The organism is Mesorhizobium sp. WSM4312 (genome assembly GCF_002294875.1).
In the GTDB taxonomy this organism is placed as follows: domain Bacteria; phylum Pseudomonadota; class Alphaproteobacteria; order Rhizobiales; family Rhizobiaceae; genus Mesorhizobium.
Genome location: NZ_NSFU01000001.1, coordinates 246710 through 265785 on the forward strand (window position 1 = coordinate 246710; position 19076 = coordinate 265785).

Sequence of the window (19076 nt, forward strand, 5' to 3'; positions counted from 1 at the left end):
GATGCTGCAGTGCGAAAGGCAAGCGCCGGCAGAGCCGTCCCGCCGCTACAATCGATTAAGAAAAAGCCTCGCTTGGGCATGCGTCAAAAAGACTTGCCACCTCACGACTTGATGACTAGAACATAAAGGGAACAAAAAGGTGCCCCATGAAGCTGACCGGAAAACTCGACTATCTGGAAATGCCGGCGACCGGCGGCACGCTGGACCGGTTGAAGGCTTTCTACAGTGCCGCCTTTGCCTGGTCGTTCACCGATTACGGGCCAACCTATTCGGCCTTTGCCGAGGGCCTGGATGGCGGTTTTCAGGCCGATGCCGCGGAAGCACCAGCCAAGCCGCTGCCCGTGCTCTATAGCGACGACCTCGAGGAAACCCTCGGCGCCGTCGAAAGTGCAGGCGGCACGATCATCAAGCCGATCTTCCCGTTTCCCGGCGGCCGGCGCTTCCACTTCGTCGATCCGGCCGGCAATGAGCTGGCTGTCTGGGGGCAATAGCCTACCCGAATGGGATCCGGCTGCCTTGTGGATTGCTCGATCGGGGCGTTCCTGCCCTCGCTCATAAGCATTGTGCTTTTCGGCTGCTCTGCTAATAACGCGCCGCACAAGCGACTCTGACGGCTATTGGGGCGTCGCCAAGTGGTAAGGCATCGGTTTTTGGTACCGACATTCCCAGGTTCGAATCCTGGCGCCCCAGCCAAGCGCACAAGGTCCGTTCTGGACAGATGAGGGCCGGCAAATCGGGGCCGCCATGTTGCACATGGCCTGAACAGTATCGCCTTGAACATCTCCCCCTTTCCATACAAGGTCATCGAAGGGGTGGCGGTCCAACGTGGAATTTCAATGAACCTTCCTATCTTCGCCATCAACCTCGATCGCCAAACCGGTCGCTGGAGCGAATTGTGCGCCAGCGCCGAGGCGGCCGGGCTGACCTTGCAGCGCGTTGCCGCCATCGACGGCCGGGCGCTCGCCAAGGAGGACTGGACGGAGATCGATCTTCCAACGGCGCGCAAGCTGAGCGGGCGCGACATCCTGCCCGGCGAATATGCCTGTTATCGCAGCCATATCCAAGCGCTGGAAACGTTCCTGGCCGGCGGCGGCGCCCATGGCCTGATTGTCGAGGACGACGTCTCCTTCGGCGAAAACACCATACGGCGCATCGAGGCCATCATTGCCGCGGTGCCGGATTTCGACGTCATAAAGCTGACCAACCATCGCATGAGCTTCTTCATGCGTGCCGTGGCGACGACGCAAGGCGACGAGATTGGTCGAGCGCTGCATGGCCCACAAGGCTCGGCCGCCGCCTATCTGGTGACACGGGAGGGGGCACAGGGGCTGTTGTCGGCGCTCGCGGTGATGAAAATGCCGTGGGACGTCGCACTCGAACGATTTTGGGATACCGGCCTGAAAGTCTATTCGGCTCGCCAAAACGTGCTTGGCTTTGCCAGGAGCAGCGCGATTTCCGACATAGCCGGCCCTTCGGGCAGCTATAAATCCGCAAGGCTTCGCGGGCCGAGTCGGCTAAGTGCCGGGGCATTGCGAGCCATCGACGAGCTGCGCCGCCTGCACCACGTGCTGCTGCGGCCGCCCTTGCCGCGGGAAACCGTGGACTACGCCAGGGAGGACACGCCGCGCAACACCCTGCTTCTGTTGCTTGCGGCACTCGCCATTCTGGCTTTGGTCTCGGCGGTCTGGCGCGAAGGCCACACCTATCGCTATGCGGGCCTGGCCCTGGCCTTGGTCGCGCTCATCCGCTGGTTCAGGGTGGATTTGTGGACCTACAGCAAGCCACTGATCGGTTGGGTCGGCGGTCTGTGCATGGGTTGGTCGCTCTATGCCTTCATCCGACTGGCGATCGTCTATTTAGGCACCCACCAGTTGGGCAGCGCCGAAGGCATCTATCTGTTTCCGCTGTTTTATGCGACGACCGGCTTCGCCCTCCTGCTGTTTGTCAGGCGGCCGGCGCGGCTCGTCCTCTGGTTCATGATCCTCAGCCTTGTCTTCCTGGCGGCTGACACCGGCTATTCGGACATGCTTCACGGCACCAGACCGGAGCCGTGGCTTTTCAACAATCCCATCCATGCGTCGGTGTCGGCTGGTTTCATCTTCTTGTGCACGCTGCAGTTCATGGCTTACACGGCCCAAAGAACCGACCTGGACAAAGTGACCAAAAGCCTGCACTGGGCGCTGTCGACAGCCGTCCTTGTGTTTGCTCTCGTCAACATCATTGCGCTGCGATCAAAGGGGGTCTGGCTCGCGTTGGCGCTCGCCCTGCTCGTGTTGGCAGTCATGACGCTGGCGAGAGGCCATCGCCGCGAGCTGATGGTCGGGGGCGGTGTGCTGGCAATCGTGGCAGCCGGCGTTGTCGCCGCACACGACATCTTCTGGTCCACGGCCGGCGACACCATGATCTTCGTCAGGGGGCTGGTTTCGGATGTTTTGAGCCATGGCGTCTTGCCGGCCTTCGACCGCGCCATCGCAAGCAGTACGGTCCCGCTCGCGGCCAGGGAAAGGCTCATGCTGTGGTACGACGCGATCGAGGTCTGGAAACGCCACCCGATCTTCGGAGCCAGTTCCAGCTGGCTCACCGAATGGCAGAACAGAACCTATCATCCGATGATCTTTAACGTCTTCCACAACGGTTATCTGGAGATAGCCGTGCGCTATGGCGTGGTCGGGCTGGCCTTCTTTGCCTTTCTCTACATCTGGTCGGCCAGGCAGGTCCTGCTGGCCGTGCGGGCCAGGCTCATCGCGCCGGCCGCCTGGCCCTGCTATATCTCAACGCTGGTCTTCTTTGCCCTCACCATCCTCAGCAATTCGAACAACCGGCTGGCGATGGGCGAGGCCTTCATGTGGTTTGCTGCCGCATTCGGCTTCTATTGTTTCTATCTGCGCCAGCAGAACAACCTTATCGCGCCGAGAACCTATTTCTAGGCGGCCGGCATGCCGCGTGTGCGGCGGTTCCAGATTGTCGTTGGAGCAGGATGAGATTTTTTTGTCGCCGGACGAATCCTGCCAGCGGCGATCCGGCAGCCCGGATGGATCAGCTCGCCTCGCGCATCGCCTCGGCGGCCTGAAGGTCGACCGAAACGAGCTGGCTGACGCCCTGCTCGGCCATGGTCACGCCGAACAGCCGGTCCATGCGCGCCATGGTGATCGGGTTGTGGGTGATGATGACGAATCGCGTCTCGGTGGTCTTGGCCATCTCGTCCATGAGATTGCAGAAGCGCTCGACATTGTGATCGTCCAGCGGCGCGTCGACTTCGTCGAGCACGCAGATCGGCGCCGGGTTGGTCAGGAAGACGGCGAAGATCAGCGACATCGCCGTCAGCGCCTGCTCGCCGCCGGACAGCAGCGTCATGGTCTGCGGCTTCTTGCCGGGCGGGCGGGCAAGGATTTCGAGGCCTGCCTCGAGCGGATCGTCGGATTCGATCAGTTGCAATTCCGCCGTGCCGCCGCCGAACAGATGCGAGAACAGACGCTGGAAGTGGCTGTTGACGACGTCGAAGGCGGCCAGAAGCCGCTCGCGGCCTTCGCGATTGAGGCTCTGGATCGCCTGCCGAAGCTTGCGGATCGCCTCGATGATGTCCTCGCGCTCGGTAACGATCGCTTCGAGCCGGTCGGAGAGCTCCTTCTGCTCTTCCTCGGCGCGCAGATTGACGGCGCCGAGCCGTTCGCGCTCGATCTTCAGCCGGTCGAGCTGGCGCTCAATCTCTGCCATTTCGGGTATTGGGTCGTCGGCTTCCAGGCCGGTGTGGCGGATGACCAGATGCGGCGGCGTGTTCAGCGTTTCCTGGATACGCGCCTCGACCTCCAGCCGGCGCTCGTCGGCCGCCGTCAGCCTTTCCTCGGCACGGGCACGGGTCTCGCGCGCCTCGGCCAGTGACTGGATGGCTGATGTGGCCAGCTTGTCCAGATCGGCCTGCCTGTTTTCCGCTTCCTGCAGCCGGTCGGCGGCCGCCTTGCGCAAGGTCTCGGCCTCGGTCAATTGCGACAGCAGCGCGCGCCGCTTGGCGTCGATCTCATCGGGCGCGTCGGCCAGCCGTTCGCGCTCGGCCTCGGCCTCGGCCTTGCGTTCACCGAGCGAGGCGATCTGGGTCGAGGCATTTTCGGCGCGTACCAGCCAGTTGCTGCGCTCGGCGCCGATGGCATCGAGCCGGCGCGTCCGCGCCTCGGCCTCGCGCCGCAGCCCTTCATGGACGGCCCGCGCGTCGGCAAGCGTGGCGCGGTCGCGGGAGACATTGGCCGAGGACTGTTCGAGCTGCAATTGCAGGTCGCCGAGATCCGGCGCGTCCTGCAGCAGCATTTCGGCCTCGACGAAAGCCGCCGAGGTTTCCTCATGGCTGTCGACGATGCGCGCGCGCCCCTCATCCAGCGCCGCGCGCCGGCTCGCCAGCTCGCCACCGGCCTTTTCGGCCTCGGCCAGCGCATTGCGGGCCGCGTCCAGCCGGTGCTGGGCATCGCGTCCGGCCTGGCGTGTGTTGCGTTCGGCCTCGCTCGCCTGGCGAAGCGCCTGCTCGGCCCGTGCCAGCGCTTCCTCGGCCTGGCGCAGGACAAGCGTCGCCTGCACCGCTTCGGCGTCAAGTTCGGCAAGCCGGTTCTTCTGCGCCAGCCTTTGTGCGGCGGCCGTCGGCGCATCGGCGCTGGCGGTCAGGCCATCCCAGCGCCACAGCGCGCCTTCGCGGCTGACCAGCCTCTGGCCAGGCGCAAGCAGCGCCTGCAGCCGGCGGCCGTCCGCGGCCTCGACAATGCCGATCTGCGCCAGGCGGCGGGCAAGCTGCGCCGGGGCACGAACCACGCTGGCGAGGCTCTTGATGCCTTCCGGTAGGGCCGCGTCGCCGGGTTGGATCTGGCTTTCGCCCCAATGCGCCGGCGCGCTGCGGTCGAGCGGCACGTCGAGGTCTTCGCCAAGGGCAGCACCCAGCGCCGTCTCGAAGCCGCGCTCGACGCTGATCTGCTCCAGCACCGAAGGGAAGAGATCGCCACTGGCGGCATTGAGTATCTTGGCCAGCGTGCGTGCTTCGGTCTCGATCCGCGCCAGTTCGGCCCTTGCATCCTGAAGCGGCGGGCGGGCAGCACTTTCGGCGGCGCGGGCATCGATGACCGATTGTTCGGCCTGCGCCACGGCGGCCTCGGATTCTTCTAGCAGTGCCATGGCCTGCTCGACCAGGACGCGCTTTTCAGCCGGATCCGGCAGGCCGGCGACCTTGGAGAGGATATCCGACAATTCGCGGTCGACCTCGGCGAGCTGGCGGGTGAAGCGATCGCGGCGCTCGGCGGTCTCGCGCAGCGTGCGCTCGATCTGATGGCGCGAAGCGGCGGCCTCGGCGCGTTCGGCGGTCAGCGTGGCGAGCCTGGCTTCGCTTTGCGCCAGCGTCGATGCCGCCTGTTCGAACACCGCGCGGGTGGTGGTCTCGCGCTCGGCCGCACCAGCGTTTTCGGAATTCAGCGTGGCTTCCTCGGTGCGCAACCGTTCGAGGACATCGGCATTGTCGCGCACCATCCGCTCTTCGCGGGCGATGTCTCCGTCGAGCTGCTGCAGGCGGCGCTCGATTTCAGCCTGGCGGTTGCGAATGCGGCCGGCCTCCTCCTCGATCTGCGACCTGGCGATCGACAGGCGCTGGAAGGCGGCGGCGGCGGCGGCTTCCGCATCGCGCAGATCGGGCAGGCGATGAGCGCTGATGCCCTGTTCCTTGGCCGCGTTCATCTGCGCGGCGGCGCGGTCGCCGACCAGTGCCGTGGCAACAGCCAGCGCAGAACGTGCCTCGCCTTCCTGCGTCTTGGCCAGCGTCCAGCGCAGATGCAGCAACGTCGCTTCGGCCTTGCGGATATCGGCCGACAGGTTCTTGAAGCGCGAGGCCTGGCGCGCCTGGCGCTTCAGGCTTTCGATCTGGCTTTCCAGTTCACCGACGACGTCGTCCAGGCGTTCCAGATTCTGTTCGGCCGCCTTCAGCCGAAGTTCCGCCTCGTGGCGGCGGGTGTGCAGGCCGGAAATGCCGGCCGCCTCTTCGAGCAGGGCGCGGCGCGCCTGCGGCTTGGCCTGGATCAGTTCGCCGATACGGCCCTGCCCGACCATCGAGGGCGAGCGCGCGCCGGTCGACTGGTCGGCGAACAGAAGCTGCACATCCTTGGCGCGCGCTTCCTTGCCGTTGATACGGTAGAGCGAGCCCGCCTCGCGCTCGATGCGGCGCGACACCTGCAACTCGTCGGCGTCGTTGAAGGCAGCGGGCGCCGAACGATCACTGTTGTCGAGGAAAAGCGTGACTTCGGCGGTGTTGCGGGCGGGCCGTGTGCCTGAACCGGAAAAGATGACATCGTCCATGCCGGACGCGCGCATGTTCTTGTAGGAGCTTTCGCCCATCACCCAGCGCAGCGCCTCGACAAGGTTCGACTTGCCGCAGCCGTTTGGCCCGACAATACCCGTCAGGCCGCGTTCGATGACGAACTCGCCGGGCTCGACGAAGGACTTGAAACCGAGGAGGCGAAGGCGCGAAAACCTCATTCGCGCGCCTCATAGGCGTGTTCAGCAAAAGTGTTCCGCGGCTTTGCGGAGAGAGCCCGCGGCAAGACAAAAGGCAGGGCAGCGCCGGAGCACTGCCGCTTCAGCGCTGAACTGATGTCAGAGCAGAGGGTCGATGATGGCCGACATTTCCTCAATCGACATCGCCCCTTTGTAGGTCTTACCGTTGATGAAGAAGGTCGGTGTCGAGTCGACCTTGAATTCATTGGCGCCGCGCTTCTGGACCGATCTCACATCGTCCAGAAGTTTCTGGTCCGTCAAGCAGGCCTCGAAGGACTCCTGTGTAAAACCGGCGAGCTTCGAGATTTGCAGCAGCGCATCCTTGGTGTTCGACACGCCAACCCAGTTCGCCTGCTGCCTGAACAGCACGTCCACCATCGGGAAATAGTTATCCTTGGCGCAGCGCGCCAGCATGAAACCGGCTTCCGCGCTCGGATCGAACGGGAATTCGCGCAGGATATAGCGCGCCTTGCCGGTGTCGATGTACTTCGTCTTCAGGTCCGGGAAGGTGGTTTCGGCGAAATGCGCGCAATGCGGGCAGGTCATCGAGGCGTATTCGACGATGGTGACCTTGGCGTCATCCTTGCCAAGCTGCTTGTCGGGCAGTGCGCCCGGCTTCAGCAGTTCCGCCATGTCGACATTGCCCTGGGACTCGGGAACCTGAGCGGCAGCCGGCGTGGCCGGCTTTGCGGGGGCGGCCGGATCCGCGGGCTTCACATCCGCCGCCTTGGCCTGTTCGCCGGAGTCGCTGCAGGCGGCGAGCAGGGCCACCGCCGGAATGGCGGCCAGCGAAGACAGGACGTTTCTGCGAGACAGACTTTTGCCGAACGGAGGACGGTTCATACGAATCACCTGACAAGGGTTGGATTTTGCAATGCAAAGGCACGAAAAGGCGAGAGTTGGCGCGAATTAAGGCATCTCCATCCCCAATCCAATCGCGAAACCTGACAAAGGTGATCACGAATGCGAGATGTTGACGACAAATCCATGACTGTCTTCAAGGGGTTTTTGGCTTCCTTTCACCCAAAATGGTTGCGCCAAGCCTTTCCAGCGAGGCACGCAGCCCGTCATCCTCGATCAGCTCGACCGTATTGGACAATCTGGTCTGCTCCGCCGCCGTCAACGGCCTGAAGGTCGGTTTAGGCCGTCCCTTGTCCGTCGTCACCGGTTTTTGCACGATCCTGATGCGGCCTATCGCCGTAAAGCCGAGGAAGGCGTTGACCCGGTTGATGATCTCGCCGGTTTCGTGCTGCAGATGAAGTGCCGCCATGCCTTCGCAGGCAATGACCAATACCGCCGGCTCGAACGGATCGTCCTCATGCAGGCGGCGCGGCCACTGAATTTTCTCAGGCCGCGAGCGGCTGGCGAGGCGCGGCCCGGCGATCTCTTCCCAGGACTGAACGAGACCAATCGAGATGCCTGCCCGCTTGCGCAGCACCGGGTCGAGGATTTTGGTGGCAAGATCGCTCACCGGGACGGGATTGCCGTAGGGCGTTCTCCCTGCCATGTACGTTCTCCAGCCACGACCCCAGCAGATTACCGGCCAGGCCAATACACGATCAATGGCACCAGCAGACCAGACCCGCAAGGCCCAGACACGCAAGCCAATGCCGGACGATACCGCGTCGCGCCTGCTCGCCTGGTACGACATGCATCATCGTGAATTGCCGTGGCGGGTGAGCCCGCGCGAGCATGCACGCGGTGTGCGGCCCGACCCCTACCGCATCTGGCTGTCCGAAGTCATGCTGCAGCAGACCACGGTCGAGGCGGTGAAATCCTATTTCCGCGTCTTTGTCGAGAAATGGCCCGATGTCGAGGCACTGGCAGCGGCACCGACCGAGGACGTCATGAAGGCCTGGGCGGGGCTCGGCTATTACTCCCGCGCCCGCAACCTCAAGGCCTGCGCCGATCTGGTGGCGGCGCGTGGCGGCCGGTTTCCCGACACCGAGGCCGGTTTGAGAGACTTGCCCGGCATCGGCGCCTACACCTCGGCGGCAATCACGGCGATCGCTTTCGACTGCCCCGCCGCCGTGGTCGACGGCAATGTCGAACGCGTCATATCGAGGCTGTTTTCGATCACCACGCTGCTCAGCGAAGCCAAGACCGAGATACGCGCCCATGTCGAGGCCATGGTGCCGACGGCGAGGCCGGGCGATTTCGCCCAGGCGATGATGGATCTCGGCGCCACGATCTGCACCCCGCGCCGGCCGCGCTGCATGCTGTGCCCGCTGCGCAAGAGCTGTAGTGCCGTCGTTTCGGGCGACCCTGAAAACTTCCCGGTGCGGCTGCCCAAAGCCGACAAGCCGCAGCGACGCGGCGCTGCTTTCGTCGCCATGCGCGAGGATGGTGCCATTCTTCTGCGCAAACGGCCGGAGAAAGGGTTGCTTGGCGGCATGACCGAGGTGCCGACAACGGGCTGGACCGCGCGGGTGGACGGAGCCACCACGCAGGCGGCGGCGCCCTTTCCCGGCGACTGGCGGCGCGCCGGGACAATCACGCATGTCTTCACCCATTTCGCGCTCGAGCTCGAAGTCTTTCACGCCCACATCAAAGGTGATGCGCCGGCAGGGCATTTCTGGTCGCACGCCCACGAGATTTCCGGCGAGGCACTGCCCACTGTCATGAAAAAGGCAATCGAGGCTGCGATACCCGGCGCGACGAAAAAGCAACGCCCGCATTGAAAGAGGCTTCATGACCGAGATCCGCCACATCGTTTTCGACATCGGCCGTGTGCTGATCCACTACGACCCGAACATTCCGTTCAGCCGCCTCATTCCCGATGCCGAAGAGAGGAAGTGGTTCTTCGACAATGTCTGCACGCATGACTGGAACATCGAGCAGGATCGCGGCCGGAGCTGGGAGGAGGCAGAGGCGCTGCTGATTGCCGAGCATCCCGACCATGCGGAAAACATCCGCAACTTCCGCCGCCACTGGCACGACATGGTGCCGCACGCCTATGACGACAGCGTCGCAATCATGCTTGGCCTGATCGAAAGCGGCCACGACGTGACCATGCTGACCAATTTTGCCTCCGACACTTTGGCGGAAGCCCGCGAACGCTTCGATTTCCTCAATCGGCCACGCGGGGTGACCATCTCGGGCGAGATCGGCAAGATCAAGCCGGATCGGGATATTTATGACCATCACGTGGCTGCGTTCGGGCTAGAGCCCTCCGCGACGCTGTTCATCGACGACAGCCAGAAGAATGTCGACGGCGCCAAGGCCGCGGGCTGGCAAGCCGTGCTGTTCACCGATGCCAGGACACTTCAAGCAGATCTTGAACGCTTGGGAATCAAGGCGCGATCTGAATCGCTTGCGGCGATCCGCTGAGATTTTGATTCAACGCGATACGCGATAATTCGGCAGGGGGTCAGCCCCCTGCCCGCTCCATGCCGAGACGGGCGATGCGGCGCAGTTCGTCGATCGGGGTCAGTCCGCCGCTGCGCTCATAATGCCAGAAGGTCCAGCCATTGCAGGCGTCCAGGCCTTGCACTTCGGCGCCGATCTTGTGGATCGAGCCGGCGCTGTCGCCGATCGCCACCGTGCCGTCGGCGCGCACCTTGGCCGCCCAGCGCTTCTTGGCGTCGTAAAGCGTGGCGCCCGGCGTCATCAGCCCGGTATCGATGAGGCTGACGAAGGCAACGCGCGGCTCGGCGCGCTTGCCGGTCAATACCGTCAAATCGGCATCCTCCAGCGGCCGCACCGCATCGATGCGTTCGTTGGCGGCATCGATATAGGCCTGCTCGCGCTCGATGCCGACGAAATGGCGACCGAGTCGTTTGGCGACCGCACCCGTCGTGCCGGAGCCGAAGAAAGGGTCGAGCACGATGTCGCCCGGCTTGGTCGAGGCCATCATGATGCGGGCGAGCAGCGCCTCCGGCTTCTGCGTCGGGTGCAATTTGTCGCCATTGTCGTTCTTCAGCCGCTCGCCACCGGTGCAGATCGGGAACAGCCAGTCCGAACGCATCTGGATATCGTCGTTGGACGCCTTCAGCGCCTCGTAGTTGAAGGTGTAGCCCTTGCCCTTCTGGTCCCGGGAAGCCCAGATCATCGTTTCATGCGCATTCTGGAAACGGCGACCACGGAAATTCGGCATCGGGTTGGTCTTGCGCCAGACCACGTCGTTGAGGATCCAGAAGCCCAGATCCTGCATCTTGGCGCCGACCCGGAAGATGTTGTGATAGGAGCCGATGACCCAGATCGTGCCGTTGGGCTTCAGCACGCGGCGCGCCGCCAAAAGCCAGGCGCGGGTGAAGGCATCGTAGGCCTCGAAATTCTCGAACTGGTCCCAGTGATCGTCGACCGCGTCGACCTTGGACTGGTCGGGCCGGTGCAGATCGCCGTCGAGTTGCAGATTGTAGGGGGGATCGGCGAAGATGACGTCGACCGACTTTTCCGGCAGCCGGTCGAGGGCCGCCACGCAGTCGCCCTTGAGGATCGTGTCCAGCCATTCGGATTGCTGGGGAGCGTGGGACAACTCGTGGAGAAGACGCACGGCAGACATTTTTACACCCAAGGCACGCGTTACTGTTTACTCCCCGTTATGGTTACCGATCAGCGTAAATATTCGGTGAAGGCTCGCGGATAGGCCTGCCAGGTTTGCGAAGGCCGGGCCATTGGTGTATGCCGCGCCGCCCGAGGCCCTCACGGCCGCTTCATCCTTTCCTTGTCCGGATCACCATGCCCCAGCCAGACCTTGTCATCTTCGATTGCGACGGCGTGCTCGTCGATTCCGAAATCATCGCCGCGCGGGTCGAGGCCGAGCTGATAACGCTCGCCGGATATGAAATCTCGGCCGAGGAGATTGCCGAAAGTTATGCGGGCCTGACGTTCAAGGACATACTGATGCGGATCGAGGAGAAGTCCAAGATTCCGTTCCAGGCGTCGCTGATCGACCGCGCCGAAGAACTCGTCGACCGCAAACTGCGCAGCGATGTGCGTGCCATCGAGGGCGTGCGCGAAGCGGTCGTATCGGTCACTGCGCAACGCTGTATTTGCTCCAACTCACGCTCGGAGCGGATAGAATTCATGCTGGAGAAAGTGCATCTGCTGCCGTTCTTCGCCGGCCGCATCTTCTCGGCACTGGAAATACCGAGCAAAAAGACCAAACCTGCGCCGGACGTGTTCCTGTTCGCGGCGGAAAGACTCGGCGCGAACCCGGCCAACACTTTCGTCATCGAGGATTCCGTGCACGGCGTCGCTGGCGCCAGGGCAGCCGGCATGCGGGTGATCGGCTTCACCGGCGCCAGTCACACCTATCCCGGCCATGCCGACGCGCTGACCGAGGCCGGCGCCGAAACGGTGATCCGCCGCTGGGCAGAGCTGAAAAGCGTGATCGCGGCGCTGTCGGAATGGTCGGCCGACGCCTGAGACGCGCGCCCGGCCGGGCGCACGCTGTATCGATGACCGCTCAGTTCGTCGCAGCGGCCTTCTTCCTGCGAGTCTTCTTCGGCTTGTCCGTCGTCGCCTTCGGCGCGGTTTCGTCATAGCCGGCATAGACCTGATAATCCTGCGCCGTCGGTGCTGGCACGACGACATTGGAATCGGTGAAGACGAACTGGGTGGCGACCGACGGATCGGTTACCTGGACCTGGTACTGGTGAATCTGCGAGTAAAGCACGTCGGTGCCGTGCATCACCGCGGTGCGGATCGGCATGGTGATGGTGCCGGGCGTAAACTTCGCTCCCGGCACGATCTTGCCGGCAACCGCGATCTTCATCGTCAGCTGTCCGTCGGCGCGGCTGCAATCGCGGGTCACGTCGGAAATCGACGCCTGGTAGATGATCCTCGCGGAATCATCGGGCGGCGTGGCGGCGACGGCGTCAGCCGCAGCCTGGGCTGCGGCATCTGCAGCGGCATCGCCGGTCTTCTTGAGCTTCGGCTTGGCCTTCTTGACCTCGTTGGCATAGGTGTTGAAAAAGGCCGTGCCGTCGCGCACCGTCACCCGCGGGCAATAGGCGTTCAGCTGGCTGGCCAGAATCTTGGGATCCTGCGGAGGCGGAGGCGCCGTCGGGTCCTTCTTGCCGAAACCGAGGTTGAGGATGCCATTGTCGCCCGATTGGCAGCCGGCGGCGGCGAGCATAAAGCCGGTGAGCGCAAGACCCGCCAAAAAGCGGCCACGTGATGAACGAAACGCCATGAAACTGCACTTCCCTCTCGTAAAGCTGGTGACGTATATCAACGGCGCGGCAAAAATGCGACTGGAGCCGGCACAGAAATTAACCACCTTGTGGTGAACGCAAAAGCCAAGCGGCAACGGGACTGAGACATGCAATATGTGAGTACGCGCGGGGAAGCACCCGCGCTTGGATTTTCCGATGCCGTGCTGGCGGGGCTGGCGCGCGATGGCGGGCTTTACGTGCCGCGCGAGTGGCCGCAGTTTTCAGCTTCCGAGATCCGCGCCATGCGTGGCCTTGCCTATCCCGATCTCGCGATCCGCGTGCTGTCGCCGTTCCTTGACGGCGAAATTCCGGCGCCGGTTTTCGAGCGCCTGATGCGCGAAGCCTATGCCACGTTCCGCCACGAGGCGGTCTGCCCGCTTGTCCAGACCGGCCCCAACACGTTTGTCCTCGAACTCTTCCATGGGCCGACGCTGGCATTCAAGGATGTGGCGATGCAGCTGCTCGCCCGGCTGATGGACCATGTGCTTGCCGAACGCGACCAGCATGCCACCATCGTCGGCGCCACGTCAGGCGACACCGGCGGCGCGGCGATCGACGCCTTTGCCGGGCGCAGCCGCACCGACATCTTCATCCTGTTCCCGCATGGCCGCGTTTCACCGGTGCAGCAGCGCCAGATGACGACGTCGAAGGCCAAAAACGTCCACGCGCTGGCGATCGAAGGCAATTTCGACGACTGCCAGGGCCTGCTCAAGGACATGTTCAACGACCACGCTTTCCGCGACCGGGTGGCGCTGTCGGGGGTCAATTCGATCAACTGGGCGCGCATCATGGCCCAGATCGTCTACTATTTCTCCTCGGCCCTGTCGCTCGGCGCGCCGGACAGGCCGGTGTCGTTCACCGTGCCGACGGGCAATTTCGGCGATATCTTCGCCGGCTATGCCGCCAAGAAGATGGGCCTGCCGATCGAACGGCTGGTCATCGCCACCAACGACAACGACATATTGGCGCGCACCTTCGCCACCGGCGAGTACCGCACCAAGGGTGTCTTTGCGACCACCTCACCGTCGATGGACATCCAGGTTTCGTCGAATTTCGAACGCCTGCTGTTCGAAGCCTCCAACCGCGACGCGGCGACCGTGCGACGCTACATGGACGGCCTGAAACAGTCCGGGGCCTTCACCATAGAAGCCAGCGAAATCAATGGGATGCGGTCCGAATTCGACGCCGGCCGCGCCACCATGGACGAAGTCGCCGCCACCATCCGTTCGACGCTCGCGGCCAGCAATTATCTTCTGGATCCGCATACCGCGGCGGCCATGCATGTCGCGGCCGGCAAGGCATCGGGCGCCGTGCCGATGGTGGTGCTGGGCACCGCCCATCCGGCAAAATTTCCGGCCGCCGTCGAGGCCGCCAGCGGTGTCTCGCCGGCCCTGCCCGCATGGCTAGGTGGATTGATGACATTTGAGGAAAAATACACGGTACTTCCATCCGACCTGAAAATGGTGGAAGATTACGTCAGCCGCCGTGCGCGAGCGGCGCGTTAGGGAGTACGAGCCATATGGGTGTTGAGGTAAGCCGTCTGTCGAACGGCCTGACAGTCGCCACCGAAACCCTTCCAAGTATCGAATCGGTTGCCTTGGGTGCCTGGGTCAAGTCCGGTGCCCGCAATGAGCGTGATGAAGAGCATGGCATGGCCCATCTGCTCGAGCACATGGCGTTCAAGGGCACGAAGCGGCGGACGGCCTTCGAAATCGCCTCGGAAATCGAGGATGTCGGCGGTGAGATCAACGCCGCCACCAGTGTCGAGACCACCTCCTACTACGCCAGGGTGCTGTCCGACGACGTGCCGCTGGCCGTCGACATCCTCGCCGACATCCTGCAGGAGTCCGAATTCGACCCGCAGGAGCTCGAGCGCGAGCAGCACGTCATCCTGCAGGAGATCGGCGCCGCGCACGATACGCCAGACGATATCGTCTTCGACCGTTTCACCGAGACGGCCTTTCGCCACCAGACCATCGGCCGCTCGATCCTGGGCACGCCGGAAACCGTCAAATCCTTTACTTCCAAGCAGTTGCACGATTTCATCGAACGCCAATATGGCGCCGAGCGGATGGTGATCGTGGCCGCCGGCGACATCAAGCACGACAATTTCGTGCGCGAGGTGGAGAAGCAGCTTGGCGGCTTCCGCAGCAAGGCCGACAGCACCATCCCGCAATATGCACAATATGTCGGCGGCGATTTTCGCGAGGACCGCGACCTGATGGATGCACAGATCGTGCTGGGCTTCGAAGGCCGCGCCTACCATGTGCGCGACTTCTACGCTTCGCAGGTGCTGTCGATGATCCTCGGCGGCGGCATGTCGTCGCGCCTGTTCCAGGAAGTCCGCGAGAAACGCGGCCTGTGTTATTCGGTCTATGCCTTCCACTGGGGCTTTTCCGACACCGGCGTCTTCGGCGTCCATGCCGCGACCGGCCAGAGCGACATCGCCGAACTCGTGCCTGTCATCATCGACGAGTTACAGAAGGCGGGCGAGAACATCCTGCAGGAAGAACTCGACCGCGCCCGCGCCCAGTATCGCGCCGGGCTGATCATGTCCGCCGAAAGCCCGGCCAGCCGCGCCTCGCAGATCGCAAGGCAACTGCTTTTGTTCGGCAGGCCGATCGCCAAGGAGGAATTGATGGAGCGCCTGTCGGCGCTGACGGTGGAGCGGCTGACCGACCTGTCGTCGCGGATGTTCTCGACCAAGCCGACGCTTACCGCTGTCGGGCCCGTGGGTACGCTGGCACCATATGAGGCGATCCTCGATTCGCTTCCGGGCACGCAGACCACGGCCCGCAGACTCGCCGTCTGAGTCCCCAAAGCGCCGTGTTCGCGCTCGCTTTCTTTCGCCGTGATCTGCCGGCGCTGAAGGGCAATCTCGTCACGCTGCGCGTGCCATACACCAACGACTATCGGGAATGGTCGACATTGCGCGGCGAAAGCCGGGCCTTCCTGGAGCCGTGGGAGCCGCGCTGGACCCCCGACGAGCTCGACCGCACGGCATGGCGGCTGCGCATCAGCCGCTATCGCGAAGACTATGCGCAGGGAACCGCGATCGCCTTCTTCATCTTCGAGAAGTCGAGCGGCAAGCTGGCCGGCGGCATCACGCTCGGCAACATACGCCACGGTGTCTCGCAAAGCGGCCATGTCGGCTACTGGATCGGCGAGCGCTTCGGCGGCCGTGGCCTGATGACGGACGCGGTCAAGGTCGTGGCCCGCTTCGCCTTCGATACGCTGAGGTTGCACCGGATCGAGGCGGCCTGTATTCCCGACAACATCCGGTCGATCCGCGTGCTTGAAAAAGCCGGATTCCGGCGCGAAGGACTGTTAAGATCCTATCTCAGGATCAACGGCATCTGGCAGGACCATTACCTCTACGCCCGGATCGCGGACGATCCGCTGGACGCAGGAACGAAGGACTGATTTTTGACGAATTTCCTGCGAAACGGGCCGCTGTTCGCCTTTGTCCTCGCGGCAATCCTGACGCTGTGCGCGGCTTCGTCGGCCCTTGCCGTCGAACCGATCAAGATTGCCCGCGACGACGTCGCGCTCGACCTGTCGCGCGCCTTCGAGATCTACCGCAACCAGGGTGAGAACTTCCAGGTGTCGACCGCGCCCGGGCCTGACGGCATCGTGCGGCGCATCGAGGTCGAGGCCAATGACGCGCGCTCGACCGGCGACTGGGCGGTGTTCGCGCTGGCCAACACCACGGACCAGCAGCTCGACAGGCTGATCGTGGCGCCGCATTTCCGGCTGGTCAATTCCGGCATCTTCTGGCCCGATCTCGGCGCCACCCGCATTGCGGCGATCACGCCCAGCGAGGGCTTCGCGCTCGACCGCCAGACCAGCCCCGACGCCGATGTGTTCCGGGTGACGCTGAACCCGGGAACGGTGATCACCTTCATCGCCGAACTCGCCTCGCCCAAGCTGCCGCAGGTCTATCTGTGGGAGCCCGAGGCCTACAAGGACTCGGTCAACTCCTACACGCTGTTTCGCGGCATCGTCATCGGCATTGCAGGCCTTCTGGCACTGTTCCTGACCATCCTGTTCGTGGTCAAGGGAACCTCGATGTTCCCGGCGACCGCGGCCCTCGCCTGGGCGGTGCTTGCCTATATCTGCGTCGATTTCGGCTTCCTCAACAAGGTCATCGAGATCTCGCCCGGCAACGAGCAGATGTGGCGGGCGGGAACGGAGGTGGCGCTTGCAGCGACCTTCGTGGTCTTCCTGTTCGCCTATCTCAACCTCAACCGCTGGCACGGCCATTTCAGCTACGGCGCGCTGGTCTGGATCCTCGGGCTGGTGCTGATTGCAGGCGTGGCCATCGTCGATCCGGCGGTCGCCGCCGGCATCGCCCGCATCTCCTTTGCCGCCACCGCGTTGACCGGGCTCGGCCTGATCATCTTCCTCGGCATTCGTGGTTATGACCGCGCCATCATGCTGGTGCCCAGTTGGGTCATGGTGCTGTTGTGGCTATGCGGGTCGTGGATGGCGATCACCGGCATGCTCGACAACGACATCGCCCAGCCGGCGCTCGGCGGCGGGCTGATCCTGATCATCCTGCTGATCGGCTTCACCGTCATGCAGCACGCCTTTGCCGGCGGTGCACTGCATCAGGGGCTGTTCTCCGACCTCGAACGCCAGGCGCTGGCCGTTGCCGGGTCGGGCGACACGGTGTGGGACTGGGACGTGCTGCGCGACCGCGTCGTCACCAAACCCGACGTGAGCATCCAGCTCGGCCTGGCGCCCAACAGCCTTGGTGGTGCGGCGCGCAACTGGCTGCCGGTGCTGCATGCCGACGACCGCGACACGTTCCGCACGACGCTCGACGTGGTGCTGGAGCACCGCCGCGGCCGGGTGGCGCAGAATTTCCGCCTGCGCGGCGCCGACGGGCATTATCACTGGTTCGCCTTGCGGGCACGGCCGGTCATCGGATCGGACGGCGAGGTCATCCGCTGCGTCGGCACCATGGTCGACGTCACCGAGCAGAAGAAGTCAGAGGAGCGGCTGCTGCACGACGCCGTGCACGACAATCTGACCGGCCTGCCGAACCGCGAATTGTTCATGAACCGGCTGGAAGCGATCATCTCGATCGCCCGCACCGAAGAGAAGGTGCGTCCGACCGTCTTCGTGATCGACATCGACCGCTTCAAGCAGGTTAATGACGGGCTCGGCATCTCGGCAGGCGACACCATCCTGCTCACCATAGCGCGCCGCCTGCACCGGCTGTTGAAGCCGAAGGATTCGCTGTCGCGCTTTGCCGGCGACCAGTTCGCGCTGATGCTTTTGTCCGAACAGGACCCTGCCCGCATTGCCGGCGTGGCGGACGCCATCAAGCATGCGATCAACAACCCGATCACCTTCGCCAAGCGCGAGATCGTGCTGACCGCCTCGATCGGCCTGATCACATGGACCTCGGCGCAGACTTCGGCCGAGGACATGGTCAAGGACGCCGAGCTTGCCATGCACCAGGCCAAGCGTTTTGGTGGCGACAGGATCGAGCCGTTCCGCCCGGCCTTCCGTACCGTCGGCACCGACCGGCTGCAGTTCGAATCCGACCTGCGGCGCGCCATCGAGCGGCGCGAATTCACGCTGGCTTACCAGCCGATCGTGCGGCTGGAGGACGGCAGCGTCGCCGGCTTCGAGGCCTTGCTGCGCTGGGACCATCCGCGCCGCGGCATGATCCCGCCGGCAGATTTCATTCCGGTCGCCGAAAGCTGCGGGCTGATCGTGCAGCTCGGCCTGTTCGCCATGCAGCAGGCGGCGGAAGACCTCGCCGGATGGCAGAAGCAGATCGGCGACGCACCACTGTCGGTCTCGGTCAATTTGTCCAGCCGCCAGCTGATCCGCCGCGACCTTGTCAGCGATGTCCGCTCGGTCATCGCACGGGCCAATCTGAAGCCGCGTTGCTTCCGGCTCGAGCTCACCGAGTCGCTGGTGATGGACAATCCCGAGCAGACCGCCCATGTGCTGACCAAGCTGAAACAGCTCGGCATCGGCCTGTCGCTGGACGATTTCGGCACGGGCTATTCATCGCTCGCCTATCTGACACGGTTCCCGTTCGACACGATCAAGATCGACAAGAGCTTTGTCGACGACAGCACGCCGAAGCGCGCCGTGCTGCTCAAATCCATGGTCAACATGGCGCATGAGCTCGGCCTGTCGGTGGTCGCGGAGGGCATCTCGGACGAACGCGATGCGCTGGAACTGCGCCAGATGGGCTGCGAATATGTGCAGAGCTTCATGTTCGGCGCGCCGATGCCGGGCGACCAGGTGCTGAAGACGTTGAAGGAACAGTATCCGCTGACTCAGGCTTAGAGCGCCTCCGATGCTCACAGACGTTAAGTACGCTCCGCTCCGGTTCTCGAAATCACCGTCAAATGACTCACATGAGCGAGTTTCGAA

Annotated in this window: 14 protein-coding genes and 1 tRNA gene; 10 read left to right on the forward strand and 5 right to left on the reverse strand. The window is 63.7% G+C overall.

The annotated features are described in order from the left end of the window. The first annotated feature begins 146 nt into the window (after positions 1–146). From CK228_RS01125 to CK228_RS01135, 3 genes are all read left to right on the forward strand, one after another. Positions 147–491 (forward strand): VOC family protein, encoded by a 345-nt coding sequence (locus CK228_RS01125; protein WP_032929385.1) that lies wholly within the window; start codon positions 147–149, stop codon positions 489–491. A 127-nt stretch (positions 492–618) separates the two neighbouring features. Beyond that, positions 619–693: transfer RNA gene (locus CK228_RS01130), tRNA-Gln, on the forward strand. 143 nt (positions 694–836) lie between these two features. Beyond that, complete coding sequence (locus CK228_RS01135) at positions 837–2927, forward strand: O-antigen ligase family protein (protein ID WP_095786594.1); 2091 nt, start codon at positions 837–839, stop codon at positions 2925–2927. A 109-nt stretch (positions 2928–3036) separates the two neighbouring features. On the opposite strand, the gene smc is transcribed toward CK228_RS01135, so the two are convergent. From smc to CK228_RS01150, 3 genes are all read right to left on the reverse strand, one after another. Next, a complete protein-coding gene (smc, locus tag CK228_RS01140) occupies positions 3037–6495 on the reverse strand; it encodes a chromosome segregation protein SMC (protein WP_095786595.1) in 3459 nt (1152 codons plus the stop codon). A gap of 117 nt (positions 6496–6612) precedes the next feature. Continuing rightward, positions 6613–7356 carry a DsbA family protein gene (locus CK228_RS01145; RefSeq protein ID WP_095786596.1) on the reverse strand — a complete coding sequence of 248 codons (744 nt, stop codon included), beginning with the start codon at positions 7354–7356 and terminating at the stop codon, positions 6613–6615. A 154-nt stretch (positions 7357–7510) separates the two neighbouring features. Further along, positions 7511–8020 carry a DUF721 domain-containing protein gene (locus CK228_RS01150; protein ID WP_095786597.1) on the reverse strand — a complete coding sequence of 170 codons (510 nt, stop codon included), beginning with the start codon at positions 8018–8020 and terminating at the stop codon, positions 7511–7513. Positions 8021–8075: 55 nt separating this feature from the next. Between CK228_RS01150 and mutY the strand changes: the two genes are divergently transcribed. Continuing rightward, positions 8076–9194 (forward strand): A/G-specific adenine glycosylase, encoded by a 1119-nt coding sequence (mutY, locus tag CK228_RS01155; RefSeq protein ID WP_179295763.1) that lies wholly within the window; start codon positions 8076–8078, stop codon positions 9192–9194. A gap of 10 nt (positions 9195–9204) precedes the next feature. Continuing rightward, complete coding sequence (locus CK228_RS01160) at positions 9205–9843, forward strand: HAD family phosphatase (protein WP_095786599.1); 639 nt, start codon at positions 9205–9207, stop codon at positions 9841–9843. A 40-nt stretch (positions 9844–9883) separates the two neighbouring features. Here CK228_RS01160 and CK228_RS01165 read toward each other — a convergent pair whose 3' ends face one another. Further along, positions 9884–11017 carry a site-specific DNA-methyltransferase gene (locus CK228_RS01165; RefSeq protein ID WP_095771013.1) on the reverse strand — a complete coding sequence of 378 codons (1134 nt, stop codon included), beginning with the start codon at positions 11015–11017 and terminating at the stop codon, positions 9884–9886. Positions 11018–11193: 176 nt separating this feature from the next. Between CK228_RS01165 and CK228_RS01170 the strand changes: the two genes are divergently transcribed. Then, positions 11194–11883 (forward strand): HAD family phosphatase, encoded by a 690-nt coding sequence (locus tag CK228_RS01170; protein WP_095771425.1) that lies wholly within the window; start codon positions 11194–11196, stop codon positions 11881–11883. A 40-nt stretch (positions 11884–11923) separates the two neighbouring features. Here CK228_RS01170 and CK228_RS01175 read toward each other — a convergent pair whose 3' ends face one another. Continuing rightward, positions 11924–12652: a hypothetical protein gene (locus tag CK228_RS01175; RefSeq protein ID WP_095786600.1), complete on the reverse strand. Its 729-nt coding sequence runs from the start codon at positions 12650–12652 to the stop codon at positions 11924–11926. A 129-nt stretch (positions 12653–12781) separates the two neighbouring features. Here CK228_RS01175 and thrC point away from each other — a divergent pair, with 129 nt between their 5' ends. The 4 genes from thrC to CK228_RS01195 are packed head-to-tail and all read left to right on the forward strand — an operon-like array spanning position 12782 to position 18989. Then, on the forward strand, positions 12782–14179 hold the full coding sequence (thrC, locus tag CK228_RS01180) for a threonine synthase (protein WP_095786601.1): 1398 nt from the start codon (positions 12782–12784) through the stop codon (positions 14177–14179). Positions 14180–14193: 14 nt separating this feature from the next. Continuing rightward, positions 14194–15486 (forward strand): pitrilysin family protein, encoded by a 1293-nt coding sequence (locus CK228_RS01185; protein ID WP_095771016.1) that lies wholly within the window; start codon positions 14194–14196, stop codon positions 15484–15486. A gap of 14 nt (positions 15487–15500) precedes the next feature. Continuing rightward, the gene (locus CK228_RS01190) at positions 15501–16097 is read left to right on the forward strand and encodes a GNAT family protein (protein ID WP_095771017.1); all 597 of its coding nucleotides are present in this window, start codon (positions 15501–15503) and stop codon (positions 16095–16097) included. 3 nt (positions 16098–16100) lie between these two features. Further along, on the forward strand, positions 16101–18989 hold the full coding sequence (locus CK228_RS01195) for an EAL domain-containing protein (protein WP_095771018.1): 2889 nt from the start codon (positions 16101–16103) through the stop codon (positions 18987–18989). The last annotated feature ends 87 nt before the right edge of the window (positions 18990–19076 follow it).